Origin of the sequence: Paraburkholderia sp. GAS333, assembly GCF_050435665.1 — a bacterium.
Classification (GTDB): domain Bacteria; phylum Pseudomonadota; class Gammaproteobacteria; order Burkholderiales; family Burkholderiaceae; genus Paraburkholderia; species Paraburkholderia fungorum_A.
Map to the genome: position 1 here is coordinate 1,136,203 of NZ_JBNDKS010000003.1, position 18,908 is coordinate 1,155,110.

General features: G+C 64.0%; 15 protein-coding genes. 4 read left to right on the top strand and 11 right to left on the bottom strand.

Annotation, left to right across the window (positions count from 1 at the left end; translation table 11 throughout):
- Positions 1-32 precede the first annotated feature (32 nt).
- The gene (locus tag ABH945_RS20900; RefSeq protein WP_429251777.1) at positions 33-1,205 is read right to left on the bottom strand and encodes a glycosyltransferase; all 1,173 of its coding nucleotides are present in this window, start codon (positions 1,203-1,205) and stop codon (positions 33-35) included.
- Positions 1,205-2,071: a squalene synthase HpnC gene (gene hpnC / locus ABH945_RS20905; RefSeq protein ID WP_429251778.1), complete on the bottom strand. Its 867-nt coding sequence runs from the start codon at positions 2,069-2,071 to the stop codon at positions 1,205-1,207. The genes ABH945_RS20900 and hpnC overlap by 1 nt, the downstream gene beginning before the upstream one ends.
- Positions 2,072-2,403: 332 nt before the next feature.
- Between hpnC and ispH the strand changes: the two genes are divergently transcribed.
- On the top strand, positions 2,404-3,348 hold the full coding sequence (gene ispH, locus ABH945_RS20910) for a 4-hydroxy-3-methylbut-2-enyl diphosphate reductase (RefSeq protein WP_074770872.1): 945 nt from the start codon (positions 2,404-2,406) through the stop codon (positions 3,346-3,348).
- A 125-nt stretch (positions 3,349-3,473) separates the two neighbouring features.
- Here the strand turns inward: ispH and ABH945_RS20915 are convergent, their stop codons facing one another.
- Positions 3,474-4,079 (bottom strand): MlaC/ttg2D family ABC transporter substrate-binding protein, encoded by a 606-nt coding sequence (locus ABH945_RS20915; protein ID WP_074770873.1) that lies wholly within the window; start codon positions 4,077-4,079, stop codon positions 3,474-3,476.
- Between the two features lie 210 nt (positions 4,080-4,289).
- Here ABH945_RS20915 and ABH945_RS20920 point away from each other — a divergent pair, with 210 nt between their 5' ends.
- A complete protein-coding gene (locus ABH945_RS20920) occupies positions 4,290-6,905 on the top strand; it encodes an MMPL family transporter (protein ID WP_429251779.1) in 2,616 nt (871 codons plus the stop codon).
- A 2-nt stretch (positions 6,906-6,907) separates the two neighbouring features.
- Complete coding sequence (locus ABH945_RS20925) at positions 6,908-7,885, top strand: MlaA family lipoprotein (RefSeq protein ID WP_429251780.1); 978 nt, start codon at positions 6,908-6,910, stop codon at positions 7,883-7,885.
- 201 nt (positions 7,886-8,086) lie between these two features.
- Here ABH945_RS20925 and ABH945_RS20930 read toward each other — a convergent pair whose 3' ends face one another.
- The 8 genes from ABH945_RS20930 to ABH945_RS20965 all read right to left on the bottom strand — a co-directional run bounded on the left by ABH945_RS20930 (position 8,087) and on the right by ABH945_RS20965 (position 16,024).
- Entirely contained in the window at positions 8,087-8,572 is a 486-nt protein-coding gene (locus tag ABH945_RS20930; protein ID WP_201644688.1) for an acyl-CoA thioesterase, read from the bottom strand.
- Positions 8,573-8,987: 415 nt separating this feature from the next.
- Positions 8,988-9,719 carry a phosphorylase gene (locus ABH945_RS20935; protein WP_429251781.1) on the bottom strand — a complete coding sequence of 244 codons (732 nt, stop codon included), beginning with the start codon at positions 9,717-9,719 and terminating at the stop codon, positions 8,988-8,990.
- Positions 9,720-9,722: 3 nt separating this feature from the next.
- A complete protein-coding gene (gene shc / locus ABH945_RS20940; protein WP_429251782.1) occupies positions 9,723-11,768 on the bottom strand; it encodes a squalene--hopene cyclase in 2,046 nt (681 codons plus the stop codon).
- Complete coding sequence (gene hpnE / locus ABH945_RS20945) at positions 11,765-13,033, bottom strand: hydroxysqualene dehydroxylase HpnE (protein ID WP_074770898.1); 1,269 nt, start codon at positions 13,031-13,033, stop codon at positions 11,765-11,767. The genes shc and hpnE overlap by 4 nt, the downstream gene beginning before the upstream one ends.
- 4 nt (positions 13,034-13,037) lie before the next feature.
- A complete protein-coding gene (gene hpnD / locus ABH945_RS20950) occupies positions 13,038-13,889 on the bottom strand; it encodes a presqualene diphosphate synthase HpnD (RefSeq protein ID WP_074770899.1) in 852 nt (283 codons plus the stop codon).
- Between the two features lie 215 nt (positions 13,890-14,104).
- Positions 14,105-15,043, bottom strand: coding sequence for a sensor domain-containing diguanylate cyclase (locus tag ABH945_RS20955; RefSeq protein WP_429251783.1), 939 nt, complete (start codon positions 15,041-15,043; stop codon positions 14,105-14,107).
- Positions 15,040-15,663 carry a chemotaxis protein CheC gene (locus tag ABH945_RS20960; RefSeq protein ID WP_429251784.1) on the bottom strand — a complete coding sequence of 208 codons (624 nt, stop codon included), beginning with the start codon at positions 15,661-15,663 and terminating at the stop codon, positions 15,040-15,042. Before ABH945_RS20960 ends, ABH945_RS20955 begins: the two co-directional genes overlap by 4 nt.
- Positions 15,656-16,024, bottom strand: a complete 369-nt coding sequence (locus ABH945_RS20965) for a response regulator (RefSeq protein WP_074770902.1) — start codon at positions 16,022-16,024, stop codon at positions 15,656-15,658. Before ABH945_RS20965 ends, ABH945_RS20960 begins: the two co-directional genes overlap by 8 nt.
- Positions 16,025-16,561: 537 nt before the next feature.
- Here ABH945_RS20965 and ABH945_RS20970 point away from each other — a divergent pair.
- Positions 16,562-18,844 carry an ATP-binding protein gene (locus ABH945_RS20970; RefSeq protein WP_429251785.1) on the top strand — a complete coding sequence of 761 codons (2,283 nt, stop codon included), beginning with the start codon at positions 16,562-16,564 and terminating at the stop codon, positions 18,842-18,844.
- The last annotated feature ends 64 nt before the right edge of the window (positions 18,845-18,908 follow it).

Here is an 18,908-nt window from a genome sequence, read left to right on the forward strand (position 1 = left end):
GCATCGCTGCCATCAGTTGCGGCCGCGCAAGTTCAGCGCTCCTGCACTGGCGCCTGAACCCGCGCCTTCCACTGACCGCCTTTACCGCGCCAATAACGCACCGCCGACGCAAACGTCGCGCCGACATAAAACAGCGCGATCAGCGGCAGAAACGGTGCCCACAGCGGCGAACGGCGGTAGTAGCTGAGCATCGGCGCATACGCGCAGCACATGGCCGCCCAGGCCAGCCATGCGGGCCAGCCCAGCGGACCCAACACCAGCGCGGCCACCGGCGGCATCAGGTAAATGATCGTCATGCCGGCCAGCGTGCCGGCCAGCAGCAACGGCGAGTAGTGCAGTTGCGTGAAGGCCGTGCGCGCGATCATGTTCCAGATCTCACGCCAGCTATCGTACGGACGCAGCGACACGCTGCGCGCCGCCACATCCAGCCGGATCGGATGACGTCCGGTGCCGCGATGCTTGATCCGCGCGGCGAGACTGCAATCGTCGATCAACTCGGCGCGGATCGACTCGATACCACCCGCTTCTTCCAGCGCGCTACGGCGCACCAGCATGCAACCGCCCGCAGCTGCAGCCGTGCGATTGCGCGGATTGTTGACCCACGCGAACGGATACAGCTTCGCGAAGAAGAACACGAACGCCGGAATCAGCGCTTTTTCCCAGAACGAATCGCAGCGCAGACGAACCATCAGCGACACGAGATCGCGCTTTTCCGCGTCCGCACGCGCGACGAGTTGCACCAGCGCGTCGGCGGGATGGCCGATGTCGGCGTCGGTCAGCAAAAGATAGTCGGCGGGCAAACCGTGCGTGCGCACGGCCTCGATACCCTGCGACTGCGCCCACACCTTGCCGGACCAGCCCGGCGGCAACGGCTTGGCGCTCAGCACCGTCAGACGGTCGGGACATTGCAGTTGCAACGCGGCTGCGCGGGCGGCGTCGGCGGTGCCGTCGGTGCTGTGGTCGTCCACCACGATCACGTGGAAATCGCCGCGATAGTCCTGCTGGAGCAGCGTGGTGACCGCTTCGGCGATCACGTCGACTTCATTGCGCGCCGGCACCACGGCGACCACCGCCGGCCACGTGACGCGCGGCGCGACCGTCAGCGGCGCGGCGGGACGCGAGCGCCAGAAACCGCCACGCGCGAACAGCAGCACGCCCCAGATCAACAGGGAAACACACGAAAGAACAAACAGAACCACCGCCATTAAGCATTACCCTCGATTGAACGCGCCTCGACGCCGACGCGGCGCGAAAGCCACATCACCAGCGTGCGCGCCGCGACCACGCACCAGTCAAATGTGCTGAGCACCGGATGCTCGTGAAACACGTTGTAGTCCGCTCGCTCGATCCGTTCGAGAAAGCGCAAGCCGCCATGCACCGCGCCGCATAGCTCGATACCCAGCCGCCCCGGAATACGCAACGCGAGCGGCGCGCCGCGCACCAGCGTCTCGCGGACAAACGCCACCTCGTATTCCATCAGCGCGCGCCACTTTTCGTCGGACACGCCTTCGGCGATATACGCTTCGGTCACGCCGAAACGCTGCAGGTCTGCTTGCGGCAAGTACACGCGGCCCTTTTTCCAGTCGGCCGCGACCTCCAGCCAGAAGCTGATCAACTGCGACGCCGTGCAGATCGCATCGGCGTCGGCGAGATTTTCGGGCGTGGCCGCGCCCACCAGGTGCAGCATCAGATGCCCGATCGGATTCGCCGAATGACGGCAGTAATCGAGCAGCGCCGCGCGGTCGGCGTAACGGCTGGTGTCGATATCCTGCGCACACGCGCGCAGCAAATCGTAAAACGGCGCGAGCGGCAACTTGTATTGCGCGACCACCCCGGCCAGTTTGCCGAACAGCAGCGGATGCACCGGCGCCGCGCGCCGTTCGGCCACCGCGTCCAGGCCTGCCTGGAAATCGGCGAGGCGGGCATGACGCTGAGCCGCGCTCCAGTCGCCTTCATCGGCGATGTCGGCCGCCGTGCGAACCACCTGATAGATAATGCCGATAGGCGCGCGCAGCGCCTTGGGCAGCAACACGCTCGCGACCGGAAAATTTTCGTACTGATCGACGTCCATCCAGCGAGCCTCGAAACCTTTCTGTAATGCAGGCGCGAATATGCGCCGCGGACTGCGTAGTTTAAGGGTTCCGTTAAACCGGTGCAGCGTGCAATCATTACCGCATGCGCCATCGGCATTACGCGCAGACATTGGCCCCCATTGCGGCAAACGTCCAACACCGGCCACGCGCCCAAAAAGCAAAGCTCGCCTGATAGCGTTAGAATGCGCGTTTTGGTTTTGCTGTACCGGCCCCGCCGGGCCTCAAGACGTCAACTAATCAGATGGTCGCGGCGATAAAGTCAGTTTTACCGACTTCTTCGAAACCCGCGTCAGTCGGAGTTCGCCAACTTATGCGAGTCATCCTTGCTCAACCCCGCGGCTTTTGTGCGGGTGTTGTTCGTGCAATCGAAATCGTCGATCGCGCGTTACAGCAACACGGCGCCCCCGTGTATGTCCGTCACGAGATTGTTCACAATCGCCACGTGGTGGATAACCTGCGCCAGAAAGGCGCGCGCTTCGTCGAAGAACTCGATGAAGTGCCCCAAGGTGCGGTAGCCATTTTCAGCGCGCACGGTGTCGCGCAAACAGTCGAACGCGACGCGGAAGCGCGCGGTCTCGACGTGCTCGATGCAACCTGTCCGCTCGTCACCAAAGTGCATGTGCAGGGGCGTCAATACGTCGGCGCAGGCCGCACGCTGATCCTGATCGGCCACGCCGGTCACCCCGAAGTGGAAGGCACGATCGGCCAGATTCCGGGCAAGGTGCTGCTGGTGCAAAGCGAAGCCGAAGTCGCGCATCTCGACCTGCCGCTCGACACGCCGCTTGCGTATGTCACGCAGACCACGCTGTCGGTGGACGACACGCGCGGCATCATCGACGCATTGCTGCGCCGGTTCACCAATATCGTCGGTCCCGATACGCGCGACATCTGCTACGCGACGCAAAATCGTCAGGCGGCGGTGCGCGAGCTGAGCAAGCAGGTCGAAGTGCTGCTGGTGGTGGGCGCAACGAATAGCTCGAATTCGAACCGGCTGCGCGAGATCGGCAGCGAAAGCGGCGTGGCGAGCTACCTCGTCGCCGATGGTTCGGAAGTGAAGCCGGAATGGTTTGCAAATGTGCAGACGGTCGGCGTCACAGCGGGCGCGTCGGCACCCGAAGAGATGGTGAAGAACGTGATCGCGGCGCTGAGCGCGCTGGGTCCCGTCGACGTCTCGACCATGGACGGCCGCGAAGAGAAGGTGGAGTTCAAATTGCCGTCGAAGCTGCTGCAGCCGCTTGCGGCACGCGAAGTTTAAGAAGGGGTCTCGCGCGTCTGAAGTCGGGCGCGTGAAAAAAAGCGTGGTGTGCTGGAGCACACCACGCTTTTTTCTTTGGCCGTTGCTGCAAAAGCCGCGAGACCGCTTTCGTCTCGCTCCTGGCTTTAACCCGCGCCGCGCGCGTTGTGCGCGGTCAGGAACTTGATCAACCCGTCGATCCCGCCCTTCGACATCTGATCGGCGAATTGCGTCTGATACACCTGGATCAGCCACGCGCCCATCATGTTGATGTCGTAAATTTTCCAGCCCGACGGACCTTTGGTAAGACGGTAGTCGATCGCATCGTCGCCACCGTTGCTGATCACATGCGATTGCACGACGATGTCGCTGGCGCCGGCCGGTACGTTCACCGGCAGGAACTTGAACTTCACGTCCTGATCGCGCAATTGCGACAGCGAAGCAGCATAGGTTCGAACGAGGAGCAGCGTAAACTGCTCATAAAGCTGTTTTTGCTGCTCAGGCGTAGCGGTCGACCATGCCTTGCCGACCGCGATGCGCGTGGTGCGCTGAAAGTCGGTGGCGGGAACGAAGCGCGTCTGGACCAGTTGGGTGATCTTGGCCATGTCGCCGCCGCGCGCCTGAGGATCGGCCTTCATTGCAGCAACGGTGCCTTCGACGGCACTTTTTACAACCGCGTCGGGCGCGGTTTGCGCGTAAGCCGCTGTGGACACCACGGCAGCAGCCAGAAAAGCAGACAGATAACGTTTCATACGTTCGCCAGGATCGAAAGAAGTAAGCGCCAGTGAGCCAATAAAGCCCATTGCGAAAGCTGGATAGACCAGTATACCGAGAATGCGTTCCCGCCCTGGTTCGTCCCGGCAGGCGCTGCACTTGCTACCGAAGTCGGGTTGCAGCGCTCCGGCTCTGTATACTTGTGCACTTTCGTCTAAAACACTCGTGATAAGGCCACGTCCGCCTACATGCTGAAGTCATCTATTGTCCGTCTCGTCGCCTATTCGGTGCGCCACCCGCTGCGGGTCGTCGGCGCCTCGATCGTGCTCGCCGTCCTGAGCTGCATCTATGTGGCGCATAACTTCAAGATCAACACGGACATCAGCCGTCTCATCGAAACCGACAAGCACTGGACGGGCCTCGAAAACGCGATGAGCCAGGCTTTCCCGGATCGCGGCGACACCGTGCTGGTGGTGGTCGAAGCGCGCGCCCCGGAATTCGCCGACGCCGCCGCCAACGCGCTGACCGCCGCGCTCAAGGCCGATCCCAAAGAATTCGTCACGGTCTCGCAGCCCGCCGGCGGCCCGTTCTTCGAACACAACGGCCTGCTGTTTCCGTCCAACGACGAGGTGATGTCCACCACCTCGCAACTGGTCCAGTCGCGTCCGCTGGTCAATGCGCTCGCGCATGATCCGAGCCTGACAGGCCTGGCCGGCACGCTGACCACGAGCCTGCTGCTGCCGCTTCAGCTCGGTCAGGTGAAGCTCGCCGACATGAGCCACCTGCTGTCGCAAAGCGCGAATACGCTCGACCGCGTGCTGGCCAACCAGCCGGCGGCGTTCTCCTGGCGAGCGCTGGTCGACAAGACCACGGCCACCGACCCGGCGCGCGCGTTCGTCACCGTTCAGCCGGTCGTCAACTACGATGCGCTGGAGCCGGGCGCAACCGCGTCCAAAGCGATTCGCGATATCGCCGCCTCGCTGCACCTCGACGCGCGCTACGGCGCCACGATTCGTCTGACCGGCGAACAGCCGCTCGCGGACGAAGAGTTCGCGTCGGTGAAAGACGGCGCGGTGCTCAACGGCATCGGTACCTTCATTGTCGTGCTGGTCATTCTGTGGCTCGCGCTGCGCTCGGGACGCATGATCGCCGCCGTGTTCATCACGCTGTTCGTCGGGCTGGTCATTACCGCTGCGCTCGGCCTGATGATGGTCGGCGCGCTGAACATGATTTCGGTCGCGTTCATGGTGTTGTTCATCGGGCTCGGAGTCGATTTCGGCGTGCAGTTCGGCGTCAAATATCGCGAGGAACGCAATCGCGACGACCGCCTGTCCGCCGCGCTGATGCACACCGCGCACAGCATCGGCGTGCCGCTGACGCTCGCGGCGGTCGCGGTCGCGCTCAGCTTCTTCTCGTTCCTGCCGACCGCTTATCGCGGCGTATCGGAGTTGGGGCAGATCGCGGGCGTCGGCATGTTCGTCGCTTACTTCACGAACATGACCTTGCTGCCGGCGCTGCTGAAAATCTTCAATCCGCCGGGCGAAGCCGCTTCGCCGGGTTTCAAGCAACTCGCTCCCCTCGACGACTTCCTCGACCATCACCGCAAGCCGGTGCTGATCGGCACGCTGATCGTCGTGATCGGCGCGACGCCGATCCTCACGCATCTGCGCTTCGACTTCAATCCGCTGCATCTGAAGGACCCGCACACGGAGTCGATGGCGACGCTGCTGTCGCTGAAGGATTCGCCGGAAGCCGCGGTCAACAACGTGCATGTGCTCGCACCTTCGCTAACTGACGCCGACGCGATTGCCACGCGCCTGCGCGCGCTGCCGGAAGTCGGGCGCGTCACGACGCTCAACACGTTCATTCCGGCTGATCAGCAGCAGAAGATGATGTTGATCGCGAGCGCCGCGCAGCAGTTGTTGCCCGCGCTGCAGCAACAACCGTCACCGCAAGCCACCGACGCCGTGCGCGTCGACGCGCTCAAGCGCGCGTCGAACCAGCTGTCGCTGGCTGCTGACGATCACCCGGGCCCGGGCGCAGCCGAAGCGAAGCATCTGTCGGCCACGCTGCAAAAGCTCGCCACCGCCGACGCCGCCACGCGCGACCGCGCAGAAGTCGCGATGTCCGACACGCTGCGCATTGCGCTGAAGCAACTGGAAAACCTGTTGCAACCCACCGAGATCACCCGCGACAACTTGCCAAAGGAAATCTCGTCGACGTGGTTGTCGAAAGACGGCCGCGCCCTCGTGGATATCGCGCCGAAGGTCAAACCCGGCACCGATCCGAACGACGACGCGATGCTCGCGCGCTTCGTCCACGCGGTACAGAAGGCGGAGCCGAACGCGATCGGCGGCCCGATTTCGATCCTGCATTCGGCCGACCTGATCATCAAGGCATTCCTGCAAGCCGCCGCTTACGCGCTGATCTCCATCGCGATCCTGCTGTGGATCGCGCTGCGGCGAGTCGGCGACGTGCTGCGAACGCTGGTGCCGTTGCTGGTGTCGGCGCTCGTCACGCTGGAACTGTGCGCGGCGTTCGGCATGCCGCTGAATTTCGCCAATATCATTGCGCTGCCGCTGATGCTCGGCGTCGGCGTAGCCTTCAAGATCTACTTCGTGATGGCGTGGCGCCACGGCCAGACTGGCCTGTTGCAGTCGAGTCTGACGCACGCCGTGCTGTTCAGCGCGGCAACCACGGCGACGGCGTTCGGCAGCCTCTGGCTGTCGCATCATCCGGGCACGTCGAGCATGGGCCGACTGCTGGCGCTGTCGCTGTTCTGCACGCTGATCGGTGCGGTGGTGTTCCAACCGGTGTTGATGGGCAAGCCGCGCCAACGTCGCGCGAAGAATAAAGGAATATAAGCATGCAACTCCGTAACGCCGCGCTGACGCTGGCCGCCGCCGGCCTCATTTCAGGTTGTGCAACCGGTCCCGACCGCAAACCGGGCGACCCGTTCGAACCGGTAAATCGCGCCGTATTCAAATTCAACGATGGCCTGGACACGTACGTCGCGGTGCCGGTCGCCAAGGGTTATCAGAAGGTGACGCCGCAGCCGCTGCGCACCGCCGTCAGCAACTTCTTCTCGAACCTCGGCGATCTGACCAACGCGGCCAACGCGCTGCTGCAGCTGAAGATCACCGACGCGACCGAAGACATCATGCGCTTCGCGATGAACTCGGTGTTCGGCCTCGGCGGCCTGCTCGACTTCGCGACGCCAGCCGGTCTGCCGAAGCATCATCAGGATTTTGGGTTGACGCTGGGGCATTGGGGCATCCCGTCGGGTCCGTATCTCGTGCTGCCGCTGTTTGGGCCGAGCACGGTGCGCGACAGCATGGGGCTGATCGTCGACGTGAAGTTCAATCCGCTGAACTACATGGAACCGGCGGTGCGTAATCCGTTGTATGTGTTGCAGTTCGTGAGCGTGCGCTCCGATCTGCTGGGCGCGACCGATCTGCTGCAGCAAGCCGCGCTCGACAAATACTCGTTCGTGCGCGACGCCTATACGCAGCAGCGCCGGGCGCGTCTGCGTGGTACGAGCGACAACAATGCGCCGCTGCCGAACTACGACGATCAAAGCGGCGCGAGCGACGCGGCGCCTGCCGCAGGCGCCCCGGCTGCGGGCGCTCTGCCGAATTACGCGGACCCGGGCGATGCGGCGCAAGCGCCGAACGCGGCATCGGGCGCGGCGACGACCGCTCCGTCTGATCTGCCGAACTATTCCGATCCGGGCGACGCACCGGCGAGCGGCGCCGCGGGTGCGACGCCGGCCACGGCTCCCGCAGCGGCGTCAGAGACAACAGCGCCCGCGCCTCAACCCGAGGCCGCACCGGCCACGCAATAAGGCTCAAGGAAGTTCGAAGCAATTCGAAGAAGGCAGGGCGCGCATCGCGCCTGAACTGAAGACGGGGACGCCGAAGCAAGGCGTCTCACGAAACGAGCTGGAACTCGTAGAAGGGAATCAGATGGAATACCGCTTCGGCACTTGATGCGCCGAAGCGGCAAAAGCAGGAGCGGGCGCAGAAACCGGCGCCGCTCATTAGCCTCAATGCAGGCTGTCTACCTCGCTGCGCGAAGCTGCAGCCACTCTCTCTTCTTCCACCGCAGCGGTCCCTTGCGGTACCGGTCGCGAGTTCTCGCGATACTGAGCAAACGCTTCCTCTGCATAACGAATCTGCGTGCGGCCGTGCGGCGCCGGCTCGCCTTTCTCGTCGAGATTCACGAACACCATCTTCTCGACGGTCAGGATGCTTTTGCGTGTGATCTTGTTGCGCACTTCGCAGCGCAGCGTGATCGACGTCCGGCCGAATTGAGTGGCGGTCATGCCGAGTTCGATGATGTCGCCCTGACGCGCCGAGCTGACAAAATTGATCTCGGACATGAACTTGGTAACGACGCGCTGGTTGTCCAGTTGGGTGATCGCATAGATCGCCGCTTCTTCGTCGATCCAACGCAGCAGGCTGCCGCCGAACAGCGTGCCGTTCGGGTTCAGATCTTCGGGCTTGACCCACTTTCTGGTATGGAAATTCATTTGGTACTCCGCGTTCGAGGCGCCTGGTTCGGGCCTTCTGGCCTACGAACCTAGGGTTAACACTGACATTGTACCAAACATAAGGGTTTTCCCTAGTATTTCAATGCTTGCTGAATTAAAAAGTGCAGGAAGGTCTTGGCGGCGGATCGCGACTTATGTCGGGCCGGATATCTGCCGTCCATAAGCGCTTTTGGGCGTAAGAAACCCGCGCTGGGGCGGGTCGGTTGGCGTTTGAAGGGCTATTAGGATGGCTTGGTGCGATATGCGTCACCGGAATAGAAGCCGTTCTTCTGACTGAAATCAGATATTCAGATTGATCCATCGAACAGCGACATTCCTGATTTTTTGGCAATCGCCCATCTATCGCCGAATTAACAGACGAAAAAAAACGGCCTTTACCGGCCGTTTTCGTTTCTCAGGCAATCGCCAGATCCAGCGCGCCTGCTTTTGTCATCGCCTGTCGCGCCTGAACCAGCGAGAGTCGCGCGGCGCGGGCGTCGCCGGCAAGCTGGATCAGTGCCCCCAGTTGCGACGGCTGACGTATCAGTTCCCGCAGAATCGGGCCGAGCGCCGTGCTGCCATCGTCGCGCAAACCGGCCGTCGCGGCGGACGGCAACGTGCGCCACGACGGATCGACGATCGCGCGGCACACCGCGAACGGCACGCCGTGCGCGGCGGCGGTTGAGCCGGCAATGTGCGATTCCATGTCGACAGCCAGCGCGCCGGTCGAGCGATGCAGCGCGTGTTTGTCCGCGGCGGTGATCAGGGGGGCGGCGACCGCCGCCATCGCGCCACGCTGCAGTCTCGCAGCCAGCGGCCCCGAAGCCATCGCAGCGGCGAGCCTGTCCGACCAGGACCGGTCGGTATCGATGCGCCCGGACGGTCCTTCGACGGCATCTGCGACGATCAGCGATCCTGGCTCCAGATCCGGCGCCAAACCGCCCGCCGTGCCGAAACTCACGATGCCGGAACACCCGCGCGCGACCGCCGCATCCAGCGCGCGTTGCAACAGATCGGAGCGCGCCGCGAACACGACCTCGACGCCGTTGCCCCGCGCGATCTTCGCTTCGAACGCCATGCCCGCCACCACGATCACCGGCAAGCTGCTGCGGCCGTTTCCGGCTAACGGCGTTATCGAAAGAGGCATGCGTTACATCCCGACCGCGACGCGCGTGAGCCCATTGCGCTTCAGATGACGGAACCGCGCCAGCGCCCACAACGGGAAGAACTTGCGATAACCGTGATAGCGCAGATAAAACACGCGCGGGAAACCCGTCGCCGTAAAGCGCGTCTCGTCCCACAGACCATGCTCCTGCTGCTCGCGCTGCAGATACTCGACGCCACGGGCCACGGCTTCGTGATTGACTTCGCCTGCGGCCATCAGCGCCATCAGCGCCCACGCGGTTTGCGAGGCCGTGCTCGGTGCACGTTCGTAGCCGCGATAGTCGAGCTTGTAGCTTTCGCCGCCTTCGCCCCAGCCGCCGTCCGGGTTCTGGATCGACAGAAGCCACTGCACGGCGCGCTTCATGCGCGGATCGTCGTGCGACATACCCGCTGCGTTCAGCGAGCACAGCGCGGTCCACGTCCCGTAGATGTAGTTCAGACCCCAGCGGCCATACCAGCTTCCGTCCGATTCCTGCTCTTGCAGCATGTAGGCGAACGCGCGCTGCGCCGGTTCGCTGTTCTGCGGGAATTCGCCGATCTGCGCGAGCATCGACAGACAGCGGCCCGACACGTCCGCAGTCGGCGGATCGAGGAGGGCGCCGTGGTCGGAGAACGGAATGTTGTTCAGGTAGTACTGGGTGTTTTCCGGCTCGAACGCGCCCCAGCCGCCGTCGCTGCTCTGCATGCCGACCACCCATTCGCGCGCGCGCGCAATGGCTTCGTCGTCCACGTTGGATTGCGTGAGCGCGGCCGAGCGATGCATAGCCATCGCGACCACCGCCGTATCGTCGACGTCGGGGTAGTGCGCGTTGTTGTACTGGAAGGCCCAGCCGCCAGGACGCACATTCGGACGACGCGAAATCCAGTCGCCCCGCACGTCGAGAATCTGCAACGGACGCAGCCACGCCAGCCCGCGCTCGGCAGCCTGTTCGGCATGCGCCTCGCCGGTTTCGAGCAACGCGTGCGCCGCGAGCGACGTGTCCCAGACCGGCGACAGACACGGCTGGCAGTACGCTTCGTCGTCGTGGATCACGAGCAGCTTGTCGATCGACTGACGGGCAATCGCGCGATTCGGATGATCGGCCGGATAGCCGAGCACGTCGTACATCATCACCGAGTTGGCCATCGCCGGGAAAATCGCGCCGAGGCCGTCTTCGCCGTTCAGCCGTTCATCGACGAACGCCACCGCCGCACGCACCGCGCGCTCGCGCGTGGCTTTCGGGAACAGGCCGTCGACCGCGCGCAGCAACACGTCCACCCCACGGAACAGCCGGAACCAACCCTCGTGCTGATGCGGCGCCCGCTCGTTCAGGCCAACGTTGACGGGCGCGCCGCGGAACACTTCGTCGATACGCACGCCGCGCGGATTGCGCGCGAGCGGCCGCTTCGCGTTGAGCACCAGCAGCGGCACGATCACGGTACGCGCCCAGTACGACACCTTCGACAGATGGAACGGGAACCACTCGGGCAACAGCATGATTTCGACGGGCATCATCGGCACTGCGCGCCACGACACGACGCCGAACAGCGCGAGCAGAATCCGCGTGAACACGTTGACGTTTTCCGCGCCGCCGTGAGCGAGAATCGCCTCGCGCGCGCGGACCATGTGCTCGGCATCGACCGGATCGCCGATCATCTTCAGCGCGAAGTAAGCCTTCACGCTGGCGCTGATGTCGAGCGCGCCGTCGGTGAACAGCGGCCAGCCGCCGTTGGGCAACTGAATGCGGCGCAGATACTTCGCGATCTTCTGCTCCAGTTCCACGTTCGGCGTTTCGCCGAGGTAGTGGACCAGCAGCGCGTATTCGGCGGGAATGGTCGCGTCGGCTTCGAGTTCGTAGACCCAGTGGCCGTCGGGCTTCTGCGCGGCGAGAATCGCGTCGGTGGCGCGCGTGATCGCGGCGTCAAGCGACACGGCGGACGTCGCGCTCGCTTGCGCTTCCGCAGGTGCTGCGTCGTGCACGGCGTCGGAATCGGCGTCGGCGAATTCAGGCAGGACGGTGTCCAGCGGCTGGGCTTGAGATAAGTCGTTCATCGGCGTTCCATCGGTTCATTCAGCAACGTATCCGCGGCCTTCTGGCCGGAGCGGATCGCGCCTTCAATCGTCGCGGGCAGGCCGGTGGCCGTCCAGTCGCCCGCGAGCATCAAATTGTTCCAGCGAGTGCGCGTGCCCGGACGCAGCGTTTCCTGGTCGGGCAGCGCGGCAAACGTCGCGCGTTTTTCCATCACGACCTGCCAGGCCGGCATCGGCGTGACGGGCAGATTGGCCGCTTGAGCCACTTCGGCCCAGGCGGTGGCGGCGAGCGCCTCGTGCGGCGTGTCGAGCAGACGCTCGGCGCCGTTGAGCGTCACCGAAAGACGCTCGTCGAACGCAAACAGCCATTCGCTCATCGAGTTCAGCAGACCGGTGACCGGCGGCAAACCGAACGGCGTCTCGACCGCAAAATGCACGTTGACCGTCGACGCAAAGCGGGTCGGCGCGCGCAGGCCCGGCACCAGAGTCGCCGCGCTTTCGGACGGCAGCGCGAGAATCACCGCGTGATTCGTATCCAGCGCGATGCTTTCGTCGACGAAATTCAGCGCCTGCACGCGGCCGCCACCGGCTGCAAACACGACCTCCCGCAGACGCGAACCCAGCCTGATGACCGCGCCGCCGTGCTGCAAAAGCCGCAGCGCCGGATCGACGAAAGCACTGCCGAGGCCGTTGCGCGCCACCAGCGGCCGGCACGCGAGACCGCCGGCCAGCAGGGTTTCGCGGACCATCGCGCCAGTCAGTTCCGCCGACGCGTCACGCGGCTCGATATTCAGCAGCGCATGAAACAGCGGCCTGAGCAGACGATCCCACAGCGGACCGTCGCAACGCATGGTCTGAGCGACGCTGCGGCCAGGCCTGGCGAGCAGCAGCGGCATTAGCGCGAGGTAATCGCCGGGACCGGTGTTCGGCACGCGTGCGTTGGAGTCGAAAATCCACCATGGCAGCGCGCCCGGCGACATCCGCACGGTCCAGCGCGCCCGCGTGGCCAGGTCGACGAACGGATATTCGGGCTGCGCCGGGCCGACCAGTTCGTCGGCGGCGCCGATCGCCCGCGTGTAGTTGAGCGTCGCGGCATTGCCCGACAACACCATGTGGTTGCCGCTGTCGAGCGTCGCACCGAGCCGGGCGTCGTAGTACGAACGGCAGCGGCCGCCCGCGTACGCTTCGGCTTCATGCAGCACGACCTGCGCGCCGCGCCGCTGTAACTGCACAGCGGCGGCCAGGCCGGCGAGGCCCGCACCGACCACATGTACGAGCTTGGGCATCAGCTCAGAAAAGCGCGTAGCGCGCGACGATCCACAGCATGCGCAGCTTCGGTTTGCTGACCTTGGTGCGCGGAATGTCGAAGCCGCGTTCGAGCGTGCGGTCGAGCAGCAGGCGATAAACGCCCGACATGATGCGCGGTGCGCGTACGTGGCTGCGCGACTCGCGGTCCATGATCGCGTCGGACTCAGCGAAGTGTTGCAGCGCACGCTGGGCCAGCGTGGCGCAAACGCGCGGCAGCGACGGGTCGTCGGCGATCTGCTGCGGGCTTTTCACGGCGATGCCTTCGCGCGCCAGCAATTCGTGCGGCAGGTAGCAACGGTTCAGACCCGCATCTTCGTCGATATCGCGCAGGATGTTGGTCAGTTGCAGCGCGCGGCCCAGATGGTGCGCGAGCAACCGGCCAGGCTCGTCCTGCATCCCGAATATCCTCACCGACAGGCGGCCCGCCGCGCTGGCAACACGGTCGCAATACAGGTCGAGCGTGGCCTCGTCGGGCGCGCAGATGTCGGCGGCGGCGTCCATGGCCATGCCGTCGATCATCGCGTGGAAATCTTCGCGTTGCAGATGAAACGTGTGAATGTGCCGCGTCAGCGCGCGCAACGAAGCGCGCGGCGCACCGGCATAGCACGCGTCGATGTCGGCACGCCAGCGCTCGAGCGCGGCGGCGCGTTCGGCGCGCGGGGTGTCGTCGTTGTCGGCGATATCGTCGACAGCGCGGCAAAAGGCGTAGACCTGATACATCGCATCGCGTTGCGCAGCCGGCAGGATGCGCATGGCGAGATAGAACGAGCTGCCGGAAGTCGCGGCAGCGGCGTCGATTTCTGTATCGTCCACGACAAGATTGGAAACAGCCAAGACGATCTCCGCTGGAGGCGCCTGCTGAAAGGCGTTTAAAGAGGTTTTTATGCGTACTGCAGGACAGGGGGCACGCGCGTGGACACGCGCGAAACACCCGGCTGGGATGCCGGAAACGGCGAAAAGTATATCAATCTTTGTGAGAGGCCGCAGTTTTGCCAGCTAATCGGGGCCGGAAGGAAGCGCCGCCAGCGCGGCGCCCGGCCCGCGTCACGTCAATTCAGCGCCACCGTGCAGTTGCGCCCCTTGCGCTTCGCGGTGTACAGCGCCGCGTCGGCTTCGTTGATCAGCACCTCGTAGGACGGCGTGCCCGTCCGCGCGGCCGCGCCGCCAACGCTCGCCGTGACCTGCACGAGCGTTTCCTGAAACTCGACCGGCGTATCGGCGATCACGCAGCGGATCTTCTCCGCGACGATCATCGCGTCGGCGAGCGGGGTACACGGCAGCAGCAGCGCAAACTCCTCGCCGCCGAAGCGCCCGAATAAGTCCTGCGCGCGGAGCACGGCGGAGACGCGCTGCGCCATCAACCGCAAAACCGTATCGCCGACACCATGCCCGAACTGATCGTTGATCTTCTTGAAGTGGTCGAGATCGAACAGCAGCACCGACATGTCGCCGCCATACCGTTGCCAGCGCGTGAATTCATCGCGCAGGCGCGCCTCGAAGAAGCGCCGGTTGGCGATGCCCGTCAAACCGTCGCGATCCGCGTATTCCTGCAGTTTGGCGACCGCCTCTTCGCGCTCGCGCTGAACGATGCTCACATGCGTGACATCCGAGATCGTCACGCACACGGCGACAACCTCACGCTCGCGCATCAGCGGCATGAACGTGCAGTCCTGCTGCATGAAATCGACTCCGCCGGTGATCGGGCGGTCGTGATCGAATTTGAACAGGTAAGGGCGCTGCTCCCACGAGCTGAACGCGAACGTCCCGAGCTGGAACACGCTCTCGATCTTGCGCGACAGCCACACGCGCGGTAGTTCCGGGAAGTGCGTGTACAGCGACTTGCCCACCACCTGTTCCGCCGACAACCCGCTGTGGTCCTGCATGAAGCGGTTCCACATGAGCACGTTCATGTCACGGTCGATCACGAAAATGCCAAAGCCGACCCGCTCGACCACCAGGTCGCTCAATGAATCTGCAGACACCGTCATAGGCTGGACAGCAACTCGTCGAGCGCTCCGTTCATGTGGCGGATCGACTCTTCGGCCATCAGCATCACGAGATGGGCGCGGAAGCTCTGGTCTTCCAGCGAGAAATTGACTTCGACCAGCAACGCGACTTCCCATTGCAGCACGCCGGGCTGGAACACTTCGTCGAGCGTCATTGCGTCGCCGAGCAGACCCGGCGCGGAAAACACCGGCGTGCGGCCGAGCTGGTCGAGAATCGACGAGACGCACGCGCCCGTCAGCAGATTGGCGACGTCGAACATCAACTCGGTCTGACTCACCGACTCGTAGCTCGAACGCGCGTAGGGATCGTTGACGAGCGAGCACAACTGCTCGACGCCGTCGCTGCGGCAGATCACCAGCGCCTCGCCCTTGATGTCGGAGCGAAAGCCCTGACGCACCGCGCTCACGGTATCGTCGATACCGGTCATCTCGCGCAGCGAATTCGCCGCCTCGCTGACCGCCACCAGTTTCACGCGCGGCACCGACAATTCGATGAACGCATCGAGCAGCCGGGCGAGGCGAGTCGCAGCCTGGCCCATCGCCAGATTGGCAACCTCCTGGAGCGCGTCGCGCTGATCTTCGCTGAGGAATGGTTCAGGCATACAACCCGTACTCCTTGAGGGTGTGCAGAAGCGCCTCGGGCGTCACGGGCTTGGCGAGGAACGCAGCGGCGCCGAGTGAGCGCACGCGCGATTGGGCCATCGGCTGGACATCGGCGGAGACGACGATTACGAAGGTGTTCAGATCTTCGTGCTGCAAGGCTTCCAGCACCTGATAGCCGGTCATGTCGGGCATCGTCAGATCGAGAAACATGACCGACGCGCGGCCTTCCCGGTATAAACCGAGCGCTTCGCGTCCGTTCGATGCGTACGACACGTCGACATCCCAGTCCGGCGGCAATGCCCGGGTGAGCACCTTGCGGGCAAGCAACGAATCATCGGCGATCACAATGGGCAAAGACATGGGCAGGTAGAAAGCGAAATGGTCTCTTACGCGTTAACGGCACGTCGAAGCGAGTTCTTTAGCGCCGGACCGGTCGCCCAGCGGAAAAGTGCGGTGATGCCTGCGCAAATGCAGGTTGCGTGGAGCGAGCGGGGAGCGTGCGTGACCGGACGCGTGCAAAACGCGCGTGGTAAGCATGGCCTGATTCCTCGTGGCAAACGCGTCCGGGCATGGCAGACGGATTTTCTATCGCGGCAAGGATTTTCGAAGTAAAAGCTTGCAGAAGCAACTCGCCAAAACTGCATTCACTAATGATATTTACTCCTTATATCCTATTTGCAGAAACGTTTCATTCAGATGCGCAGCCATTCTTTTGTATTTACACTTTCGTGTTCGTTTGCGCTTCCTGATTTGTCGCTGTTTTCAAATATCAGACGATTAATCTGCGCGCGGTCCTGGCGTTCGTCGCAGTAACTTCTCGCTTGCTCCAACGTTATGCTTCTGTTGTGAAGCCGACTTCCGGCATTCCGGTCCCGAACGATTCTGGCCTTATCGACAATGACACAAGACCGGTTGGACCCGCCTCGCGCGGGTCGTCTTTCCGCTGCCCCGCAAGAGGGGGCGTCGTTTCCTGCCGTGCCGGAACAGAATTTCCACGTGCGGCGCATCACGCTGATCGCGTTGCTGGTCGCCGCCGTCGTGCTGCCTTGCGTGTACGTGGCCGCGATGTCGCTCAACGACTGGCGCGCGCGCGAAGCCGACGCCACCGACATGACGCTGCGCACCGTGCGCGTCGCCGAAGAACACGCGCTGAAAGTGTTCGACATGAACGAATCGCTCGATGCCCGCATCATCGAGCTGACCGATGGTCTCGACGACGACGGCATCCGCGAGCGCGAAGCCGTGATTCACGACAAGCTGCGCACCATGGGCGGCGGCTATCCACAAGTGGCCGCCGTGTCGATCTTCGGGCGCGAGGGCGTGCTGCTCGCCAGCAGCCGGTTCTATCCGGTGCCGGTGGTGTCGATCGAAGGACGCGACGATTTCGTCGGCATTCGCAGCGGGCGCGATCTGGAACACGTGTCGAAAGTGATGACCGGGCACGTCGCGGGCGAGCAGGTGTTCAACATGGGCGTGCAGCGCGTGGCCACCGACGGCTCGTTCGCCGGAATGGTCTCGGTCGCGCTGCGGCCCAGCTATTTCGACGCGTTTTACCGCGAACTGCTGGTCGGCAACGACAGCACGCCGATGATCCTGAGCCTCGTGCGCACCGACGGCGCGATCCTTGCGCACTATCCGACCCGTCCGCGCAAGCCGGCGGTGATGGCGGCCAATACGCCGCTCGCAGAAGCCATCGCGCAAGGGCGGCGCTCCGGCGTTGTGCGGATGCGCTCGGACGTCGACGACGGCGATCTGATTGTCGCGTTCCGGCACGTCGGTGCGTATCCGGTGTACGTGCTGTGCGGCTATCGCACGTCGGCGATCTGGGCTGCGTGGTATCGCCACCTGAGCGTGCTGATTCTTTCGATGTTCATGCCGTCCATCGCGCTGTGGTGCGTGATCTGGCTGTCACTGCGGCGGCTCGGCGCGGAAGAGGAGGCGTGGGAGCGCTGGCAGGCCGAGGCGTCGATGCGTCGCTCGATCGAATCGGCGTATCGCCAGTCGCGCAAGATGGAGGCGCTCGGCACGCTGGTCGGCAGCGTCGCGCACGACTTCAACAACCTGCTGATGATCCTCTCCGCCAACGTGCAGATCGCGAGACGGCGCGGCGTGGCCGGAATCGACCGCGAATTATCGGCGATGGAACGCGCGCTCAAGAGCGGCCAGTCGCTCACGCGGCAATTGCTCGGCGTCGCGCGCAAGCAGCCGCTGCGCACCGAAACGCTGTTCCTCGACCGCTGGTTGCCGACCTGCCGCGAACTGCTGCGCGCGTCGCTCGGCGCAAAGGTTTCGCTGGTGATGGACATCGGCGCGCAGACATGGCCGATCCGCGCGGATGTCGCCGAACTCGAACTGGCGCTGATCAACGTCGCGGTAAATGCGCGCGACGCGATGACCAACGGCGGGCGTTTCACCGTGCGGGGCAGCAATATCGTGTTCCGTCACGAAGACGGCTTTCCGCTGACGGGCGAGTTCGTGCAGTTGTCGCTGGAAGATACGGGCGTGGGCATGGCACCCGACGTGCTCGCGCGGGCGTTCGAACCGCTGTTCACGACCAAGCCGAAAGGGATGGGCACCGGTCTCGGCTTGCCGCAGGTTTTTGCGTTCTGCGAGAGTTCGGGCGGGCTGGCCGCGATCGACAGCGCGGTCGGCGCGGGTACGTCAGTCAGGCTTTATCTGCCCCGCGCAGCGGACGAACTGGAGACTCCTGCGCCAGTCGAGGCAAGCGCGGAAGAAAACGGCGGCCCGCAAGGTCTGCGCATTCTGCTGGTCGAGGACAACGAGGAAGTCGCCGCCGGCACCGAAGCGCTGCTGCAGATGATGGGCCACCAGATCACCTGCGTGTTCAACGCCGATGCCGCGCTGCGCCTGTTCGACGACGCGCACGCGAAGCAGGCTCGCACGGGCGAGCCGCTGCCGTTCGACCTGGTTCTGTCGGACATCCACATGCCGGGCACGCTGAACGGCATCGACCTGGCCGAGAGGGTGCTGGCGTTCGATACCAAACTGCCGGTCATCCTCGTCACCGGTTACGCGGAAGAACTCGACCGCGCGCGGAGCGTGGATGTGCGGGTGCTGTCCAAACCGTTCGATATCGGCCTGCTGGAAAAGCTGCTGGAGACGATCCAGCGCGATGTGGCGCAAAGCGGTGCCAGCCCGGCGGCGCAGTCTGCGCAGTGAGTCCCGGGTGATCGATCGGTGACGCGTGGCGCCGGCGTGATGCGGCTGCGTGATGCGGCTGCCA